The organism is Microbacterium nanhaiense, from assembly GCF_014646015.1.
In the GTDB taxonomy this organism is placed as follows: domain Bacteria; phylum Actinomycetota; class Actinomycetes; order Actinomycetales; family Microbacteriaceae; genus Microbacterium; species Microbacterium nanhaiense.
The window spans coordinates 173,810-191,976 of record NZ_BMMQ01000005.1 but is presented as its reverse complement, the minus strand read 5'-3'; the positions used below and the strand labels follow the sequence as shown (position 1 = coordinate 191,976).

Annotated in this window: 15 protein-coding genes; 7 read left to right on the top strand and 8 right to left on the bottom strand. The window is 67.8% G+C overall.

The window, feature by feature from the left end; genetic code table 11:
- Positions 1 to 214 precede the first annotated feature (214 nt).
- Positions 215 to 904, top strand: a complete 690-nt coding sequence (locus IEX05_RS09770) for a ThuA domain-containing protein (protein ID WP_188701337.1) — start codon at positions 215 to 217, stop codon at positions 902 to 904.
- A gap of 4 nt (positions 905 to 908) precedes the next feature.
- Here IEX05_RS09770 and IEX05_RS09765 read toward each other — a convergent pair whose 3' ends face one another.
- Positions 909 to 2,849, bottom strand: coding sequence for a GDSL-type esterase/lipase family protein (locus IEX05_RS09765; RefSeq protein WP_188701335.1), 1,941 nt, complete (start codon positions 2,847 to 2,849; stop codon positions 909 to 911).
- Between the two features lie 125 nt (positions 2,850 to 2,974).
- On the opposite strand from IEX05_RS09765, the gene IEX05_RS09760 reads away from it, so the two are divergent.
- Positions 2,975 to 3,154, top strand: a complete 180-nt coding sequence (locus tag IEX05_RS09760) for a DUF5302 domain-containing protein (RefSeq protein ID WP_188701333.1) — start codon at positions 2,975 to 2,977, stop codon at positions 3,152 to 3,154.
- A 62-nt stretch (positions 3,155 to 3,216) separates the two neighbouring features.
- Here the strand turns inward: IEX05_RS09760 and IEX05_RS09755 are convergent, their stop codons facing one another.
- The 3 genes from IEX05_RS09755 to rpsO all read right to left on the bottom strand — a co-directional run bounded on the left by IEX05_RS09755 (position 3,217) and on the right by rpsO (position 5,517).
- A complete protein-coding gene (locus tag IEX05_RS09755; protein WP_188701331.1) occupies positions 3,217 to 3,861 on the bottom strand; it encodes a CE1759 family FMN reductase in 645 nt (214 codons plus the stop codon).
- On the bottom strand, positions 3,858 to 5,042 hold the full coding sequence (locus tag IEX05_RS09750) for an LLM class flavin-dependent oxidoreductase (protein ID WP_373286298.1): 1,185 nt from the start codon (positions 5,040 to 5,042) through the stop codon (positions 3,858 to 3,860). Before IEX05_RS09750 ends, IEX05_RS09755 begins: the two co-directional genes overlap by 4 nt.
- A gap of 205 nt (positions 5,043 to 5,247) precedes the next feature.
- Positions 5,248 to 5,517 carry a 30S ribosomal protein S15 gene (rpsO, locus tag IEX05_RS09745; protein WP_114117972.1) on the bottom strand — a complete coding sequence of 90 codons (270 nt, stop codon included), beginning with the start codon at positions 5,515 to 5,517 and terminating at the stop codon, positions 5,248 to 5,250.
- A gap of 114 nt (positions 5,518 to 5,631) precedes the next feature.
- Here rpsO and IEX05_RS09740 point away from each other — a divergent pair, with 114 nt between their 5' ends.
- Positions 5,632 to 6,939: an MFS transporter gene (locus IEX05_RS09740; protein WP_188701327.1), complete on the top strand. Its 1,308-nt coding sequence runs from the start codon at positions 5,632 to 5,634 to the stop codon at positions 6,937 to 6,939.
- Positions 6,940 to 6,994: 55 nt separating this feature from the next.
- Here IEX05_RS09740 and IEX05_RS09735 read toward each other — a convergent pair whose 3' ends face one another.
- On the bottom strand, positions 6,995 to 7,363 hold the full coding sequence (locus IEX05_RS09735; protein ID WP_188701324.1) for an FKBP-type peptidyl-prolyl cis-trans isomerase: 369 nt from the start codon (positions 7,361 to 7,363) through the stop codon (positions 6,995 to 6,997).
- Between the two features lie 242 nt (positions 7,364 to 7,605).
- Between IEX05_RS09735 and IEX05_RS09730 the strand changes: the two genes are divergently transcribed.
- Positions 7,606 to 8,475 carry a fumarylacetoacetate hydrolase family protein gene (locus tag IEX05_RS09730; RefSeq protein ID WP_188701322.1) on the top strand — a complete coding sequence of 290 codons (870 nt, stop codon included), beginning with the start codon at positions 7,606 to 7,608 and terminating at the stop codon, positions 8,473 to 8,475.
- Between the two features lie 220 nt (positions 8,476 to 8,695).
- Here the strand turns inward: IEX05_RS09730 and IEX05_RS09725 are convergent, their stop codons facing one another.
- Entirely contained in the window at positions 8,696 to 10,825 is a 2,130-nt protein-coding gene (locus tag IEX05_RS09725; protein ID WP_188701320.1) for a S9 family peptidase, read from the bottom strand.
- A gap of 24 nt (positions 10,826 to 10,849) precedes the next feature.
- Between IEX05_RS09725 and IEX05_RS09720 the strand changes: the two genes are divergently transcribed.
- The 3 genes from IEX05_RS09720 (at position 10,850) to IEX05_RS09710 (ending at position 14,481) form a co-directional block, all read left to right on the top strand.
- Positions 10,850 to 11,740 (top strand): metallophosphoesterase, encoded by an 891-nt coding sequence (locus IEX05_RS09720; protein ID WP_188701318.1) that lies wholly within the window; start codon positions 10,850 to 10,852, stop codon positions 11,738 to 11,740.
- A gap of 9 nt (positions 11,741 to 11,749) precedes the next feature.
- Entirely contained in the window at positions 11,750 to 13,195 is a 1,446-nt protein-coding gene (locus IEX05_RS09715) for an aspartate ammonia-lyase (protein WP_188701316.1), read from the top strand.
- A 491-nt stretch (positions 13,196 to 13,686) separates the two neighbouring features.
- Positions 13,687 to 14,481: a DUF559 domain-containing protein gene (locus IEX05_RS09710; protein WP_188701314.1), complete on the top strand. Its 795-nt coding sequence runs from the start codon at positions 13,687 to 13,689 to the stop codon at positions 14,479 to 14,481.
- 247 nt (positions 14,482 to 14,728) lie between these two features.
- Here IEX05_RS09710 and IEX05_RS09705 read toward each other — a convergent pair whose 3' ends face one another.
- Together IEX05_RS09705 and IEX05_RS09700 are read right to left on the bottom strand one after the other, a co-directional pair.
- Entirely contained in the window at positions 14,729 to 15,757 is a 1,029-nt protein-coding gene (locus IEX05_RS09705; protein ID WP_188701312.1) for a 6-phosphofructokinase, read from the bottom strand.
- Between the two features lie 147 nt (positions 15,758 to 15,904).
- Positions 15,905 to 18,055: a DEAD/DEAH box helicase gene (locus IEX05_RS09700; RefSeq protein WP_188701310.1), complete on the bottom strand. Its 2,151-nt coding sequence runs from the start codon at positions 18,053 to 18,055 to the stop codon at positions 15,905 to 15,907.
- Between the last annotated feature and the right edge of the window lie 112 nt (positions 18,056 to 18,167).

Genomic DNA, 18,167 nt, shown 5'->3' with positions numbered 1-18,167 from the left:
ATACGTGCGTGCCCGAGCTGATGACTGGGCGTACGTGAAGGAGCAGGAGAGGATGCCATGCTGGCCACCAGGAGAAACCCACCGGGAAGACCCGGGAAGCCACTTCTAGAGACCAGCTCCTATCAAGCCTGCTCCGCTGAATATGTTCAATTGTGTGCTTTCAGCCTATCAGGGGCGCTTGAATAGAGGGACAACCGAGATCGAAGGAGACTCAATGACCGCGAAGAAGGCCCTCATCGTCCGAGGCGGATGGGACGGGCACCAGCCCGTCGCCGCGACCGACCTCTTCGTCCCATTCCTCGAGGCGAACGGCTTCGACGTGCGGATCGAGGAGGCGAACGAGATCTACACCGACGAGGCCGTGATGGCCGAGACCGACCTCATCCTTCAGTCCGTGACGATGTCGGAGATCTCCCGGGAGGCCTTCGCGGGCCTCCGCGACGCGATCATCGCGGGCACGGGCTTCGCCGGCTGGCACGGCGGCATCGCCGACTCCTACCGCAACAACTCCGACTATCTGCAGCTCGTGGGCGGCCAGTTCGCGACCCACCCGTCGAAGGCCCCGGATCTGCGCGCGGGCGACGGATCCGACAACTTCCTCACCTACACCGTCCACATCACGGACCGGGATCACGAGATCACGCGCGGCCTCGACGACTTCGAGCTGACGACCGAGCAGTACTGGGTGCTGCACGACGACCTGATCGATGTGCTCGCCACGACGACCCACCCCGTGCAGCCGTACCACCCGTGGCACCGCCCCATCACCTCACCGGTGGTCTGGACGCGGCTCTGGGGCGAGGGCCGGATCTTCGTCGCCACCCCGGGCCACTCCCCCGAGGTCCTCGAGGATCCGAACGTGCGCACGCTCATCGAGCGCGGCCTCCTCTGGGCGTCGCGCTGACGCGTCAGGCGTCGGCGCGCTGACCGCGGCGGCGGCCGGGTATCACGACGTAGTCGCTGTGCTTGGCGACGATCCCGTCCCCGGCCGTTCGCCCGTTGATCCGGCGCCAAATCCACGGCAGGGCGTGTGCCGTGAGCCAGGGGCTCGACGCGGGATCGGGATCCGTGTGGAGCGCGTCGTCGAGGTCGCCGAGGTGCGCCGCGTCGGGCACCCCGAGGACCTCGGCCGCCCGATACGACAGCAACCGGTGGCCGCGACTGGCGAGGTGCACCCTGTCGTCCGCGAACATCTCGAGGTCGCTCAGCTCGGGCAACGCCTCGACGTCGACGAGGTAGGCGCCCGTGTCGCGCGCGACGCGACGCATCTCGTGCGCGAAGCGGGCGAAACGCCGCGCGAAGGGGCGAGCGGCCCTCCGGCGCGGGAGGAAGGGTGTGACGAGCAACACGTCGGCGCCGGCCTCACGCAGCGCGCGCACACTCGCCTCGAGCTCGCGCGCGAGCCGCACGGGATCCGCCGCGTGGCTGACGAGGTCGTTGGAGCCCATGAAGATGGCCACGAGGTCCGGCTTCAGCTCGAGTGCCGCCGGCACCTGCTCGCCCGCGAGGTCGCGCATGCGCCGGCTGCGCACCGCCAGATTCGCGTAGAGGAAGTCGTCGCCCTCGTTCTCGGCGAGCATCGTGGCGAGCCGATCGGCCCAGCCCCGGTAGTGCCCGTCCATCATGCGCGATGTGTCGCATAGCCCCTCGGTGAGAGAGTCGCCGAGCGCGACGAAGCGGCGCCAACGCGGCCGCAGCGGCGCCAGTGCCGGCGCGAGCGGACGCGTGACCGAGCGCGCGAGCAGGTTGCGGTCGAAGTGCTTCAGGCGAACGGCCTCGAGATAGTGCGCGACGAGCTGCTCCGTCAGCGCGCGCCAGGTGCGCGCCCGCACACTCTCCCGCGCGGCGGATCCGAACGCGAGCCTCTTGGCGTCGTCGCCCACCAGGTCGACGACCCGCGCGCGCAGGTCCTCCAGGTCGCCCGGCGTGTAGAGCCAGCCGTCGATCGAGCTCCGCACGAGGTCGACCGGGCCGCCGGATCCTGTCGCGACGACGGGAACGCCGCTGGCGAGGGCCTCCTGCACCGTCTGACAGAAGGTCTCCGATTCGCCGGGGTGAACGAACACGTCGAAACTCGCGACGGCGCGGCCGAGCTCGTCGCCGCCGAGGAAGCCCGTGAACACGGCCCCCGGGAGCTCCCGTTCGAGCCGGGCGCGTTCCGGTCCGTCTCCGACGATCACCAGCCGCGCGCCGGGGATGTCGTTCAGGACCCTCAGATCCTCGACCTGCTTCTCGGGCGCGAGCCGGCCGACATAGCCGATGATCTTCTGTCCCGGCGCGAGCTCCGCGCGCCACTGCTCCGAGCGCCGTGCGGGCGAGAACTTCTCGGCGTCCACGCCCCGCCCCCAGCGCCACATGCGGTCGACGCCGAGCGCCTCGAGCTGCCGCTCGGCGGCGCTCGAGGGCACGAGCGACATGGTGGCGCGGCGGTGCAGGCGCGCCACGTGGGCCTCGGCGAGCGCCGCCACGCCAGCCACCCCGTACCGCGCGGTGTACGCGATGACGTCCGTCTGATAAACCGCGACCGTGGGCAGGCCGAGCGTATCGGCGGCGACGAGGCCCTGCCAACCGAGCACGGCCGGCGACGCGAGGTGAACGACGTCGAAACCGGCGAGGATCCGCTTCAGCTGCGCGACCGGCGCGATCGCGACACGCACATCCGGATAGCTCGGCAGCGGGACGGAGGCGAGGTACGTGGCCTGGTCGTCGGACTGGCCGCCCGGGGCCTTCGGGGCGATGATGAGCACTTCGTGCCCGAGTTCGCGCAGGTGCCGGGACACCTGGAGGACGGAGTTCGTGACGCCGTTCATGTGCGGAAGGAAGCTCTCGGTGACGATCGCGACGCGCATGGCTTCAGGATGCGCTTCGCGACCTGTCGGCGCACCCCGTTTTCCGCACTGTTCCCGGACTGTTCACCGGCCCGTGGCCGACGAGACGCCTTGTCCCGCCGACGCGCGCGCACTAGCCTGGGGCCATGACCGGTCACGACGATGATGTCACTCCCAGCGAGGAGATGAAGCGCAAGTTCCGAGAGGCGCTCGAGAAGAAGAACGCCCACCAGCGGGCGGGCGAGGCCCACCTCGACGGTGACTCCGCCATCCACGAGACGCACTCGGCCCACACCCAGCGACAGTTCCGCCGCAAGAGCGGCTGAGCTGCCCCCGACGACGAAACCGGCGGACCCCTACGGGCCCGCCGGTTTCGTGCGTCAGGAGCTCAACCTCGACTCGGCAGCTTCGTCAGCAGATCCTCGAAGGAACTGCCGCCCGCGAGATACGCCTCCGGCGCAAAGGGATCGGTCTTCTGCGCAGCGCTGGATCCGCTCAGCCGGTCGGCGAGCTCACCCGCGGCACGGTCGATGCGCTTCTGCAGCGGGGCGACGCTGTCGGCCTCCGCACCCCAATCGCTGCTGGCGGCGAAGACGCCCGTGGAGATTGGCTCGGCGTGCAGATAGGTGAACAGCGGCCGCATCGCGTAATCGATCGCGAGCGAGTGGCGGGCGGTCCCCGCCGTCGCGCCGAGGAGCACCGGGGTACCCTCGATCGCGTCGCGGTCGAGCACGTCAATCCAGCTCTTGAAGAGGCCCGAGTAGCTCGTCGAGAAGATGGGCGTCACTGCGATCAGCGCGTCGGCCTTGGCGACGTAGTCGTTCATCTCGGCGAGCGCCTTCGGCGCGAAACCCGTCATCAGGTTGTTCGTGATGTCGTGAGCGACATCTCGGAGTTCGAAGACGCGCGCCTCCCGCTCGACGCCGCGATCATCGAGCGCCTCGAAGACGGCCTGCACGAGCTTGTCGGCGAGCATGCGCGTCGAGGACGGATCCGACAGCCCCGCCGAGACGACGGCGATCCTGCGGCTCATCGGTTGGCCGCCGATCCGAATGCGCTCTCGGTGTCCTGGTACGGCGACCCGCCCGTCACGTTGTCGCCACGGTTGGCGTTGGGGCGCGGCTGGCGCGGCGCCTTGTCACCGTACTTGGCCTTGACGAGCGCGGCGTGCGTCGGCGCGTCGGGCACGTTCGCGGGACGGTTCTTCTGCAGCTCGCGCCGCAGCACCGGTACGACGTCCTGACCGAGGAAGTCGATCTGCTCGAGCACCATCTTCAGCGGCAGGCCCGCGTGGTCGACGAGGAACAGCTGGCGCTGGTAGTCGCCGTAGTAGTCGCGCATCGCGGCGTAGCGGTCGATGACCTGCTGCGGCGAGCCGACCGTGAGCGGGGTCATCTCGGTGAAGTCCTCCATCGAGGGACCGTTGCCGTAGACCGGTGCGGCGTTGAAGAACGGGCGGAACTGATCGATCGCATCCTGCGAGTTCTTCGCCATGAACGCCTGCCCGCCGAGGCCGACGATCGCCTGCTCGGGCGTGCCGTGCCCGTAGTGGGCATAGCGCTGGCGGTAGAGGCTGATGAGGCGCTGGTAGTGCTCCTTCGGCCAGAAGATGTTGTTCGCGAAGAAGCCGTCGCCGTAGTACGCGGCCTGCTCGGCGATCTCGGGCGTGCGGATGGATCCGTGCCAGACGAACGGCGCGACATCGTCGAGCGGGCGCGGCGTCGAGGTGAAGCCGTTGAGGGCCGTGCGGAACTTGCCCTCGAAGTCGACGACGTCCTCGCGCCACAGGCGGTGCAGGAGCTGGTAGTTCTCGATCGCCAGCGGCAGGCCCTGACGGATGTCCTTGCCGAACCATGGGTACACGGGGCCGGTGTTGCCGCGACCCATCATGAGGTCCATCCGGCCACCCGATAGGTGCTGGAGCATCGCGTAGTCCTCCGCGATGCGCACGGGGTCGTTCGTCGTGATCAGCGTCGTCGAGGTCGAGACGAGCAGGCGCTCGGTCTGCGCCGCGATGTACGCCAGGGTCGTCGTCGGCGACGACGAGAAGAACGGCGGGTTGTGGTGCTCGCCGATGGCGAAGACGTCGAGGCCCGCGTCCTCGGCGTGCTTGGCGATCGTCACGACGTCGCGAATGCGCTGCGCCTCGCTGGGCGTCTCGCCCGTGAGGGGGTTGCGCGTGATGTCGCTCACGCTCATCAGGCCGAACTGCATGCCCTGCCAGGTGGTGTTGTCGTTCATGAGATCGCTCCCCGTTTCCATGCGTTTGAATATACATGGTGAAACCACGCACGGATCAATCTATTCCCGCGGCGTGTCGCGGATCCACCGGGGACGACGAAAGCCCGCCCCACACCGTGGGACGGGCTTTCGAGAAGTCGATTGAACGCTGGCTGCGTTCGGCTCTGCTCCTGCTGTCTTAGCGACGCAGGCCCAGGCGCGCGATCAGAGCGCGGTAGCGCTCGATGTCGACGCGCTGGAGGTAGCCGAGCAGGCGACGACGCTGACCGACGAGCAGGAACAGGCCACGACGCGAGTGGTGGTCGTGCTTGTGCTCCTTGAGGTGCTCCGTCAGGTCGGAGATGCGACGCGACAGCATCGCAACCTGCACCTCGGGGGATCCGGTGTCACCGGGGTGCGTCGCGTACTCTTCGATGATCGACTTCTTCACTGCAGCTTCAAGTGCCATAGAAGTGATCCCCTTTCGTCTCGTTGCGCGGTGCCCGTCGCAGGATGCGCGAGCTCTCTTTATCCGCGGCCGTCAATACGGCAACCGTCATAGCCTACCGTACGATGAGGCTTCGTGTCTCAGCGTTCCTCACACTTCATCGATCTGCGGCCGATCACGGAGCATCCCGCGTTCGCCCGGCTCTGGATCGGCAATGTGCTGGGCGGTCTCGGCGGCCAGCTGACGATCATGGCCGTCATGCTGCACATGTATGCCCTCACGGGTAGCGATGTCGCGGTCGCGATGATCGCCTTCGCGGGGCTCGTGCCGATGATCATCGCCGGACTCTACGGGGGCATGCTCGCCGACGTCTTCGACCGGCGCAAGCTCGCCCTCACGGCGGCGACGATCACCTGGGCGTCCACGGCCCTGCTCGCCGCCCTCGCGTGGTCCGGAGCGGCGAACGAATGGTGGCTCTACGGCCTCTCGATCGTGAATGCGTGCGCGAACACGATCGTCGGCGCGACGAAGGCGGCGATGACACCCAAGCTCGTCGGCGCCGAGCTCGTCCCCGCCGCCTCAGCCCTGAACGGCATGACGGGCGGTCTCATGGTCATGGTGGGGCCGGCGCTCGGCGGCGTCCTCGTGGCCGCCTTCGGCTACTCCATCACGTACACGATCGACGTGGTGCTGATGTGCTCGCTGTTCTTGGGCCTGTGGACGCTGCCCGCCCTCAGGCCGGAAGGATCCGCGTCAACGACGCCCGGCCTGGCCTCGATCCGCCAGGGCCTCGCGTTCCTGGCGAAGGCGCCGAACATCCGCATGGGCTTCATCATGGACATCACGGCGATGACCTTCGGCCATCCCGTCGCCATCCTTCCCGCCGTCGGCGTGCTCGTCCTCGGCGGCGGCGAGGTGACGACGGGGGTGCTGACCGCGGCGATCGCGGTCGGCGCGATCCTGTCGAGCCTGTTCTCGGGCCGCGTCGGCGGGATCCGGCGGGCCGGGTACGGCATCGTGCGCTCGATCCAGGTCTTCGGCGCGTTCACCGCGCTCTTCGGCCTCACGCTCCTCGCCGCGCGGCTCGGCTGGCTCTCGCCCGGGCGCGTCGACGAATCGCATCCGAACATCGCGCTCATCGTGCTCGCATGCGTCTTCCTCGCCGGGGCCGGTGCCGCCGACAACATCAGTTCTATCTTCCGTCAGACCATGCTTCAGGTGGCGGTACCCGACGACTTCCGCGGGCGCCTGCAGGGCGTGTACCTCGTCGTCGTCACGGGAGGGCCGCGCCTCGGCGCCATGTATTACGGCGTGCTCGCGACGCTCTTCGCGCACTGGGTTCCGCCCGTCGCCGGCGGCATGATCATCATCGGCGTCGTGGCGATGCTGTTCCGCACCGCGACGAGCCTGCGAGCCTACGACGCGCTCAACCCGACGCCCTGACGCGCGAACGACGAAGGGGATCCCCGATCGGGGATCCCCTTCGCTTTTCGCGGCCTCAGACCGCGATCAGGTCGATGATAAAGATGAGGGTCTTGCCACCGAGGAAGTGGCCGGATCCTGCCGGACCGTAGGCGAGGTGCGGCGGGATCGTGAGCTGACGGCGACCGCCGACCTTCATTCCCGGGATCCCCTCCTGCCAGCCCTTGATGAGCATGCCGAGCGGGAACTGCGCGGCCTCGCCGCGGCTCCACGAGGAGTCGAACTCCTCGCCCGACTCGAAGTCGACACCCGCGTAGTGAATGGTGACGGTTGCGCCAGGCTTGGCCTCGGCGCCGTCACCGACGATGAGGTCGCGGATCTCGAGCTCGGTGGGGGCCGGGCCCGCGGGAGCGTCGAACTCAGGCTTCGTGCGATCGAAAGTCATGCGACCATCTTCCCCCGTTCCCCGGGAGCGCGCCACCGAATGCGCTCTCCGCGAAATGAGCGGCCCGTCGGTATAAAGGAAGACCAGCGACCGGGTCTCGGCGATGCCGGGGAACCTGCGGGCGCTGGTCTATGGGATAACCATCCCCCGTTTCGGCCTGGCTGTCAATACCCTGTGGATCACGATTTTCTCGTCGGTTTCCACAAGACGGCCGCGGGATCCCCGCCATGTACGGTGGAATCATGCGTTTCGCACATGCGGTCCTGCCCGCGTCCGACACCCCAGTTCTCGTGCACGTCACCGATGACGGCGTCGTGCCGGTGCCCGAGCTCGTCCCCTCCGGTCCCGCAACGATCGAGCAGCTCATCGCCGGCGGATCCGCCGCTCGCGCCGCGGTGGAAGCCGCCGCGAGCGCCTATGCCGGGGAGCGCACGCCGGTCGCGGCCGTGTCGCTCGCGCCCGCCGTGCTCACGCCGCCGTCGATCATGGCCGTGGGGCTGAACTACGCCGCGCACGCCGGCGAGCTGAGCCTCAAGAGCGACGACACCCCCACGGTCTTCACGCTCTGGCCCAACTCACTCGCGCCGCACGGCGGCACCACGACCTGGTCGCGTGAACTCGCGACCTCGGTCGACTACGAGGCGGAGCTCGGCGTGATCATCGGGCGTCCCGCCCGAGATGTGTCGGAGGAGGAAGCGCTCGACTACGTCTACGGCTACACGGTCGTCAACGACATCTCGGCGCGCAACATCCAGTACTCCGAGGCGCAGTGGTGCCGTTGCAAGTCGCTCGACGGTTTCACCCCCGTCGGCCCGTACGTCGTGACCGCCGACGAGATCCCGGATCCGCAGGCCCTGAAGATCTGGACCCGCATCGGCGACCAGTACCTTCAGGACGCGACCACGGGGCAGATGATCCGATCGGTCGCCAAGCTCATCGCGCACCTCTCGAAGGGCATCACGCTGCTGCCGGGAACGCTGATCTCGACGGGATCCCCGGGCGGATCCGGCTACTCGCGCACCCCGCAGGTGCTGCTTGCGGACGGAACCACGGTGCACGTCGGCGTCGAGGGCATCGGCGAGCTCACGACCCACTGCGTCACGACCGAGTAAACGCGCCAGATGGGACACGGGTGTAGGCGTGTCCCACTTATGGCGGGAATAGCCGCGCCATAACCGCCACAAGTGGGACACGGTCCGGGGCGTGTCCCACTTTGTGCGGGAATAGCCGCGCCATAACCGCTACAAGTGGGACACGGTCCGAGGCGTGTCCCACTTATGGCGGGAATAGGCACGCCATAACCGCCACAAGTGGGACACGGTCCGGAGGGGGTTAGTCCGCGTCGCGGAGGCCCATCGTGTCGAGGATCCATGCCAGCTCGTAGGCGGTCTCGCGCCACGAGTTGTAGCGCCCGGACACGCCACCGTGGCCCGCCACCATCTCGCACTTGAGGAGGGCGTCGGCCCCGACCTCGCGCAGGCGTGCGACCCACTTGGCCGGCTCGACGTAGAACACGCGCGTGTCGTTGAGCGAGGTCACCGCGAGGATCTTCGGGTAGTCGACGCCCTCCCGCACGTTCTCATAGGGCGTGTACGACGCCATGTAGTCATACACCTCCGGATCCTCCAGCGGGTTCCCCCACTCCTCCCATTCGATGACCGTGAGGGGAAGCGACGGATCGAGGATCGTCGTCAGCGCGTCGACGAACGGGACATCAGCGAGAATCCCCGCGAACAGCTCGGGGGCCAGGTTCGCGACGGCGCCCATCAGCAGCCCGCCCGCGGATCCGCCCGATGCGACCATCTTGTCGGGTGCGGTGTACCCGTGTTCAACGAGGTGACGGGCGACGTCGACGAAGTCGGTGAAGGTGTTGCGCTTCGTGAGCGTCTTGCCGTTTTCGTACCAGGCGCGCCCCATCTCGCCGCCGCCGCGCACGTGGGCGATCGCGTAGACGACGCCGCGATCGAGCATCGACAGGCGCGAGACCCCCATGCCGGGATCGATCGAGTGCTCGTAGGAACCGTATCCGTAGAGGAACAGCGGTCGCTCGCCCGCGCCGGGCTCGCCGAAGGAGCGCTTCCAGACGAGCGAAACGGGGATCCGCGTACCGTCCTCGGCGGTCACCCACAGTCGTTCCTGGCCGTAGTCGTCGGGGTTGTAGCCGCCGAGCACCTCGGCCTGCTTGCGGAGCATCAGCTCGCCCGAGGCGACGTCGTAGTCGAGGACGCGCGACGGCGAGACGAAGGAGCTGAAGTTCAGTCGCACCGTGGGCTGCGCCCACTCCGCGTTCCCGCCGGCGCCGGCCGTGTACAGCGGTTCGTCGAACGCGATCTCCCGCAGCTCGTGCGTGGCGTAGTCGAGGATCCCGACCCGCGCGATACCGCCGGATCGGTACTCGACCACGGCGAAGTCGCGCAGGCAGTCGATGTCCTCGAGGCGGACGCCGGGCGTATGCGGGATGACGACCTCCGGCTCGGCATCCAGGTCGTCGACGGGAAGCCGAACGAGCGTGAAGTCCTCCGCCCCCTGATTGTGGAGCACGTAGAACCAGTCGCGCCCGTCGATGACGGCGTGGTCGATCGAATGCTCGACGCCGTCCTCTCGATCGAAGACGCTGAGGCTCTCGACGTCGTCATCGCCCGCGTAGAGGCGCTCGACGTCCTCCGCACGGATCATTGCAACGTCGTCGACGACCTTCGACCCCGACGCGATCTGGAAGAACGCGTGGCTTCGGGTGAAACCCGCCCCCGCCCAGAATCCCTCGTCCTCCTCGTGGAAGACCTCCACGTCGTTCTCGCGGCCGGCGTCACCGACGCGGTGCAGCCACACACGGTCGGGGCGCCACGCGTCGTCAACGGTCGAGTACAGAATGAAACGGCCATCGGGGGTGAACGAGGCGCCGCCCGCGATGCCCTCAATGAGATCGGGCAGCAGCTCGCCGGTGGCGATGTCGCGCACGCGCACCGTGTACCGTTCGTCGCCCGCGAGGTCGACGCCCCACAGCATCCGGGTGCCGTCCATGGTCACGCCGAACGCTCCGAGCGAGAAGAATTCGCTCTCGCCGGCCTCGACGTTCGCGTCGAAGAGGATCTGCTCCCCGGGAACATCGGCATCGGGGGTCAGCTTCGGCGGCGTCCAGTCGTCCGGGTCGGTGATCGGCGCACGGCAGTTCAGCCCGTACTGCTTGCCCTCGACGGAGCGACCGTAGTACCACCAGTCTCCACGGCGGATCGGCACCGACAGGTCGGTTTCGCGAACCCGACCCTTGATCTCTTCAAAGATCTTCTCGCGCAACGGTGCCAGGTGCGCGAGACGGCTCTCGGTGTATGCGTTCTCCGCCTCGAGGTGTGAGATCACCTCGGGGGACTCCTTCTCTCGCATCCACTCGTAGTTGTCGACGAACTCGCGACCGTGATGCTGTCGAGTCGTCGGGATCTTCTTCGGGGTTGGCGCAGTGGTCACCGGATCAACGTTAGCCTTTCTCCCATGCAGTTCGGTCACCGCGCGCCCGCCCGCCGCACGCTCGTCCACATCAGCGACACGCACCTGATCGCGGGCAATCGGCCGCTATCCGGATCCTTCGATCCGATCGCGAATCTGGAGGCCATGCTCGCGCGCATCGAACAGATCCGGGACGCCGACGCGCTCGTCATCACGGGTGATCTCACCGACCTCGGCGAGCCGGAGGCATACCTCGACCTGAAGCGACTCGTCGAACCCGTCGCGCAGCGCATGGGGACCCCCGTCGTCTGGGTCGCGGGAAACCACGACGAGCGGCCCGAGATGCGCCACCATCTTCTGGGCGAGGAGGCTTCGCAGGATCCCATTCGGAGCACTCTCGACCTCGACGGCCTCCGCCTCATCGCACTCGACTCGACCGTGCCGGGCTGGCATCACGGCGAGATCGGCGAGGAGCAGCTGGCCTGGCTCGCCGAGCAGCTGCGGACGCCGGCGCCGCTCGGCACGGTCCTCGCGCTACACCACCCGCCCCTGCCGAGCCACGTGCCGATGTTCGACATCCTCGATCTGAAGGACCAACCGGCCCTCGCGGACGTCGTCCGCGGATCCGATGTGCGGGCGATCCTCGCCGGCCACCTGCACTATTCGATGCACGGATCCTTCGCGGGCATCCCGACGCACGTCGCCGCCGCCAGCTGCTACACGATGGACGTCGCGCGCCCCGCACTCGAGGTGAACGGGATGGACGCGGGACAGTCGTTCCACCTCATTCACGTGTACGACGATCAGGTCACGAGCACCGTCGTCCCGGTCGCATCGGCGGATCCGTCGGACTTCTTCACGCCCGAGTGGTACGCCCGGCTCGAGGAGATGACACCGGAGGCGCGCCTGGAGTATTTCTCGAAGAAGCGTGCCTAGCCTGGTGGCATGACATTCGCGAAGACGCGTACTGAATCCGACTCCCTGGGCACGCGGGAGATCCCCGCACAGGCCTATTGGGGGATCCACACCCTGCGAGCGCAGGAGAACTTCGACATCACCAAGCGCGAGATCTCGGTGTACCCCGAGCTCGTCACGGCTCTCGCAATGGTCAAACAGGCCGCGGCGCGAGCCAACCGCGAGGTCGGTGCCCTCGATGCGAAGCGCGCCGAGCTCATCGACCGCGCGGCGCAGCGCGTGATCGATGGGGAGTTCCACGACCAGTTCACGGTGGGCGTCATCCAGGGCGGCGCCGGCACCTCGACGAACATGTGCGCGAACGAAGTCATCACGAACATCGCCCTCGAGATGGCCGGCCGGCAGAAGGGCGACTACGCCTACCTCTCCCCCACCGACCACACCAATCGCTCGCAGTCGACGAACGACGTCTACCCGACCGCGCTGAAGATCGGGATCCTGCTCGCCCACGTGTCGCAGCTCGACGAGCTCGAGAAGCTCGGCACCGCGTTCCGGGCGAAGGGCAACGAGTTCCACGACATCCTGAAGGTCGGGCGCACGCAGCTGCAGGACGCCGTTCCCATGACGCTCGGGCAGGAGTTCCACGGATTCGCCACGACGATGCGCGAGGACTGGGAGCACCAGACTCACAACGCGGGCCTGCTCTACGAGATCAACATGGGCGCGACCGCGATCGGCACGGGTATCAATGGCCCCATCGGATACGCCGAATCGGTCAGGCGGCACCTCGCCGAGATCACCGGCATGCCGTTGCGCACCGCGACCGACCTCATCGAGGCGACGAGCGACACCGGCGCCTTCATGTCGCTGTCGGCGGCGATCAAGCGCACCGCCATGAAGCTTTCGAAGATCGCCAACGACCTGCGGCTGCTTTCCTCCGGCCCGCAGGCGGGCCTCGGCGAGATCAACCTGCCCGCGAAGCAGGCCGGATCCTCGATCATGCCCGGCAAGGTGAACCCGGTGATCCCCGAGGTCGTGAACCAGGTCGCCTTCGCCGTCGCGGGCAACGATCTCACGATCACGATGGCCGTGGAGGCGGGGCAGCTGCAGCTCAACGCTTTCGAGCCCGTCATCGCGCACTCGATGTTCCAGTCGATCATCTGGCTGCGCCAGGCGATGCACACGCTGCGGATCAACTGCGTCGAGGGCATCACCGCCAACACCGCCCGGCTCAGCGCGATGGTCGGCCAGAGCGTCGGGGTCATCACGGCGCTGACGCCGTACATCGGGTATTCCTCCGCCGCGGCGCTCGCGAAGACCGCGCTGCTCACGAATCGTGACGTCGCCGACCTCGTCGTCGAGGCCGGCCTCATGAACCGTGAGGACGTCACGAAGCGTTTGCGCCCCGAGCGCCTGACCGGCGTGGAGCCCGCAACCACCGCCATTCCGGTGATCTCGCCGGAAGACCTCCCGTAGCCTTCCGGAGCGTGTCCCACTTGGTGCGGGTATGCGGGCGCTATTCGTGCGTTTAGTGGGACACGGTGTGGGGTGTGTCCCAGTTGATGTCGGAATAGGTGCGCCATTCCCGCGTTTAGTGGGACACGGATTGGGGCGTGTCCCAGTTGATGTCGCAATGGGCGCGCCAATCCCGCACTTAGTGGGACACGGTCCGGGGCGTGTCCCAGTTGATGTCGCAATGGGCGCGCCAATCCCGCGCTAAGTGGGACACGCAATGCGCAGAATTATCCACAGATTTCGCCTTAACGCCGGATCTGTCCACAATCGGCCCCCGCGCGCCGTCGTCGTCACGGCCGACGCGACATCCTCGAGAGATGAGGATCCCTGCCCCGCTTCCCCCTTCGTTGAGCGCACGCCCGTTCAGCGTCGCACAGGCCGACGAACTCGGCGTTTCGCGAGCTCGATTGAGAGCGCGTGACCTGCGCGCACCCTATCGCGGCATCCGCTCAATGGATCCAGAGCCGCCCCGCGAGCTCCTCGACAGGTGCGTCGAATATGCGCCCCGTCTCGAGCCTTGGCAGTTCTACAACCAGGCAACGGCGCTGGCGCTCGCCGGCGTACCGCTACCGGGCGGCCTCGATCCCGCCGCCTTACACGTCGCCGCGCATAGGCCGCGGCGCGAGCCGAGGATCCCCGGAGTCACGGGTCATCGTCTGCAGCGCCGCGCGCCTCTACTTCTCACCCATTCCGGCGGATTCCTCGTCGAGTCCCTGCCCCGGGCGTGGCGTCAGGCCGGCTACTCGTGGCCGCTCGATGCGCTCGTCGCGGCCGCGGACCACCTGATCCTTCCGCGCCGCGGGCTCTGCACGATCGAAGAGCTCTGGCAGGAACTTGAGGAGATGGGCGACATGCGCGGCCGGATCCTCGAAACGGCGTTGCGTCTGGCCCGGATTGGCTCGGAGTCGCCGCGGGAGACCGCGCTCCGGCTGATGCTGGTGAGGAACGGGCTTCCGGAGCCGGAGCTGAATGTTGAGATTTTCGACGTACGAGGCACGTTTATCGCTCGCATGGACATGCTGTATCCCCGATGGAAAGTGGCCGTCGAGTACGACGGCCGACAGCATGCGGCGGATCCGGAGCAGTTCGAGAAGGACGCCGACCGCTGGGAGATGATCCGCCGGCAGGGCTATCACCTGGTTCGGATCCTTCGCCACCACATGCGCGGCGACGCCCCTCAGGCTCCGGGCCTCGTGGGCGAAGCCCTGTGGGAAGCGGGATGGCGCCCCCACGCGCCCGGACGCTGACGGGATACGCTCGGGCTGCTTTTCTGACGTTCAGTGGGACACGCCCCACCCCGTGTCCCACTAAACGTCGGAAAGAGCACCCCAAAACAGCACCAACTGGGACACGCCCCAATCCGTGTCCCACTAAACGTCGGAAAGACCACCCCATAACAGCACAAAGTGGGACACGCGAAAAGGCGTGTCCCACTTGGTGCTCGAAAGACGTCGCCATAACCGCGTCAAGTGGGACACGGGTATGGGAGGGAGATCAGCCGAAGAGTGCGGCGGCCTCTTCGTAGCGGCTCAGCGGCACCTCGTGAAGCTCGCCGAGGGCCTCCTCGAACGTGACGCGCTCGATGTCGGTTCCCTTCATCGCGACCATCTGGCCCCAGGCTCCGTCCATGACGGCGTCGGCCGCGTTGAGGCCGAGGCGCGTGGCGAGCACGCGGTCGAAAGCCGACGGGGATCCGCCGCGCTGGATGTGGCCGAGCACCGTCGAACGGGTCTCGATGCCGGTCTTCTCCTCGATCAGCGGCGCGAGCACCTCGCCGATACCGCCGAGGCGCGGACGGTTGAAGGCGTCCAGGCCCTTGTCGGAGTATGCCTCGTCCTGCCCCTTGAGCTTGAAGCCCTCGGCGACGACGACGAGGGGGGCGCGCCCGCGCTCCGAGGCCGACTCGACCTGCTCGCAGATCTCCTCGATCGACAGCGGCACCTCGGGGATGCAGATGATGTGCGCGCCGGCGGCCATGCCGGAGTGCAGGGCGATCCAACCGACGTGGCGACCCATGACCTCCGCGACCATGCAGCGCTGGTGCGAGTCACCCGTCGTGCGCAGGCGGTCCATCGCCTCGGTGGCGATGTTCACGGCCGTGTCGAAACCAAACGAGTAGTCAGTCGCCTGCAGGTCGTTGTCGATCGTCTTGGGAACGCCGAGAACCGGCACGCCATCGTTCCACAGGCGGTTCGCCGCCGCGAGCGTGCCCTCACCGCCGATCGCAATGATGCCGTCGAGCTTATGCCCGTACATCGTCTTCTTGATGTTCTCGGCGCCGCCGCGGTCGCCCTCGTAGGGGTTCGTGCGGCTCGTGCCGAGGATCGTGCCGCCGACCTTCGACAGGCCCTTCACGTCGGCGCGCTGCAGCGGGAAGAAGTCGGCGTCGACGAGACCGCGCCAACCATCCCGGATACCCACGAATTCGATGCCATACTTGCGCGAGCCCTTGAGCACCGCACCACGGATAACGGCGTTGAGCCCGGGGCAGTCTCCGCCCGACGTCAGGATCCCGATCTTCATATCTCGAGACTACTAGCCCCGAACGGGTGATTCCGCATCGTGAATGCGGCCCGCGCGCGGCCGGATCCCTTGGAACGTTTCACCCGACACGCAAGAGACGACCCCGCAATAGCGGGGCCGTCTCTTGCGTGTCGGGTCGGGCGCGGATCAGGCGCCGAGCGCGTCGCGCAGCAGCGACTTGAGGGCCGCCAGCTGCACGGACTCGGTCGCCGCGTCGTCGACCTGCATGCCGTCGAGGGCGCGGGCCGCGAGCCCTTCCTTCGAGTCGATGAGCTCGGCGATCTTCTGGTCGATCGTGTGCGCGGCGATGATCCGCCAGGCGGTCACGGGCTCGTCCTGGCCGATGCGGTGCACGCGGTCGATCGCCTGCGTCTGCTCCGCCGCGGTCCAGCTCAGCTCGGCGAGCACGACGTTCGAGGCCGTCTGGAGGTTGACGCCCACGCCCGCCGCGGTGAGCGAACACACGGCGATGCCCACCTCGGGGTCGCCGTTGAAGGCGTCGATCGCCTGCTGGCGGGCCGCTGTTGACTGCTCGCCGCGGATCGACACCGAGCGGACGCCGGCCTCGGCGAAGTGCCTCTCGGCCGCGTCCATGACGTCGATGTGCTTCGCGAAGAACACGACCTTGCCGACCGAGCGCTGCAGCTGAGCCGCGTAGTCCGCGGCGAGGAGCGCCTTGGCCTGACCGATACGACGCACCATGGAGAACACGTTGTCGCCGTCGGTTCCGGCGGCACGCGATTCCTCGAGCTCGCCATGGGCGACGAGGTCGACGATGTCCTCGTCGATCTCGCCGTGCGCAAGACCGCGGTCGCCGCGCGCGGCGAGGATCCGGTGGTACCGGTCGGCGAGCCGCTTTGCGAGCTCCTGCTCGGCCCGGGCGATGGAGCGCCCGAACTCGTCATCGAGCTGCACCGGCATGTCGGCGATGAGCTTGTCCGGCAGGTCGGTCGCCACGTCCTTCTTGCGGCGGCGGACGATGCCCATGTCGATCACGGCCTGGCGGGCCGCAGGGTAGAACGCCTTATCCGCCGGCGTGTACCCCGTCGCGTCGAGGCGCTCCATGAGCTCCGGCCCGGGCTTGACGCCGTCGGTCCAGTCCAGGAATCGCCAGATCGCGTCGAAGTCCTCGACGTCGTTGATGAGGGGCGTGCCGGTAAGGGCCATCAGCAGCGGGTTGCCGCTGGGCGCCGTCTGCCGCACGCGCTGGGAGAGCGCGAGCACGTTCTGCGAGCGCTGGGAAGACAGGTTTTTGATGAAGTGCGCCTCGTCGACGACGATGCCCTCCAGCCCGATCTCGCTCAGCCAGCCGAGGTGTCGGTCGAGGATCTCGTAGTTGACGATGAACACGTCGGCGAAGGCGTCGATGTCCTTACCGTCGCCGGCGATGACGGTGGCGCGGCGCTGCGGCGTCCACCGCTCGACCTCACGCGCCCAGTTCATCTTCACCACGTTCGGCACGACCACCAGCAGCGGGTATGCCTCCGCGATGCTCGCCGCGAGAACCGACTGCGCCGTCTTACCGAGACCCGGTTCGTCGGCGAGGAGGAAGCGGCGGTGTCCCGCACGCACCGACTCGAGGAATCGAGCCTGGTGCTTCATGATCTCGAGGCCGCGCGGCGAGACGCGGTCGAACTCCGGCACCTCCGGCAGCGGCATCGTCGCGGATCCGCCGCCGGCACCCAGCGCGAACGACTTGTACAGCGGGCTCATGAGCTCCCAGCCGTCGAGCCGCCGGCGCGGCTGGTCGCCGCCGGCCGGATGGTACGAGGACGGCGCGCGGAACGGGTTCGCGTCGATCCGAGACTGCACTTGGACGGGCCGGACCGCGCGCTCGGCGGCGACGGCGGGAACGATCGTCTCCGCCGCGACAGGCTTCGCGTCATCGATCACGAGTTCTTCCGGCGGCAGTTCGACGCCCGCATCGAGCAGCCAGTCGCGGCGCATCCGCTTGGCGACGGGGCTCGTCGCCTGATCCGCCTCGAGCAGCTGGATGAGCGAGGTGTCGCGGGCCGCCGTCTTCGCGAGGATCGTCGCCACGCCGTCGAGGCGCTTGAGCAGCTCCGCGCGGGCACTGTCGGTGATCTCGGGGTCTTCCTTCACCCGCGCGCGCTCCTCGCGCACGAGGAAGGCGATGACCTGGAACTTGACGCGATTCGTCGGTCCCAGCTTGTTCTTCTGCGCCTTTGCCTCCACCTCGCGCACCTTGCGCGCGAGGATGGGGATGATGGGCGCCTCGTCGTCGCGCCTGGAAGACGAGGACTTCTTGCGCTGTCGCGCGGGTGCCGTGCTCGGCATGCTCCTCCTGAGCCAATTCGCCGCGGCCGGGGCCTGCGGGCCGTGAGGTCGTGCATCGCGTGACGGTGTCGGAGGGAACTCGATCGTTCCGGCTAGTGGGCCGGGCGAGAGC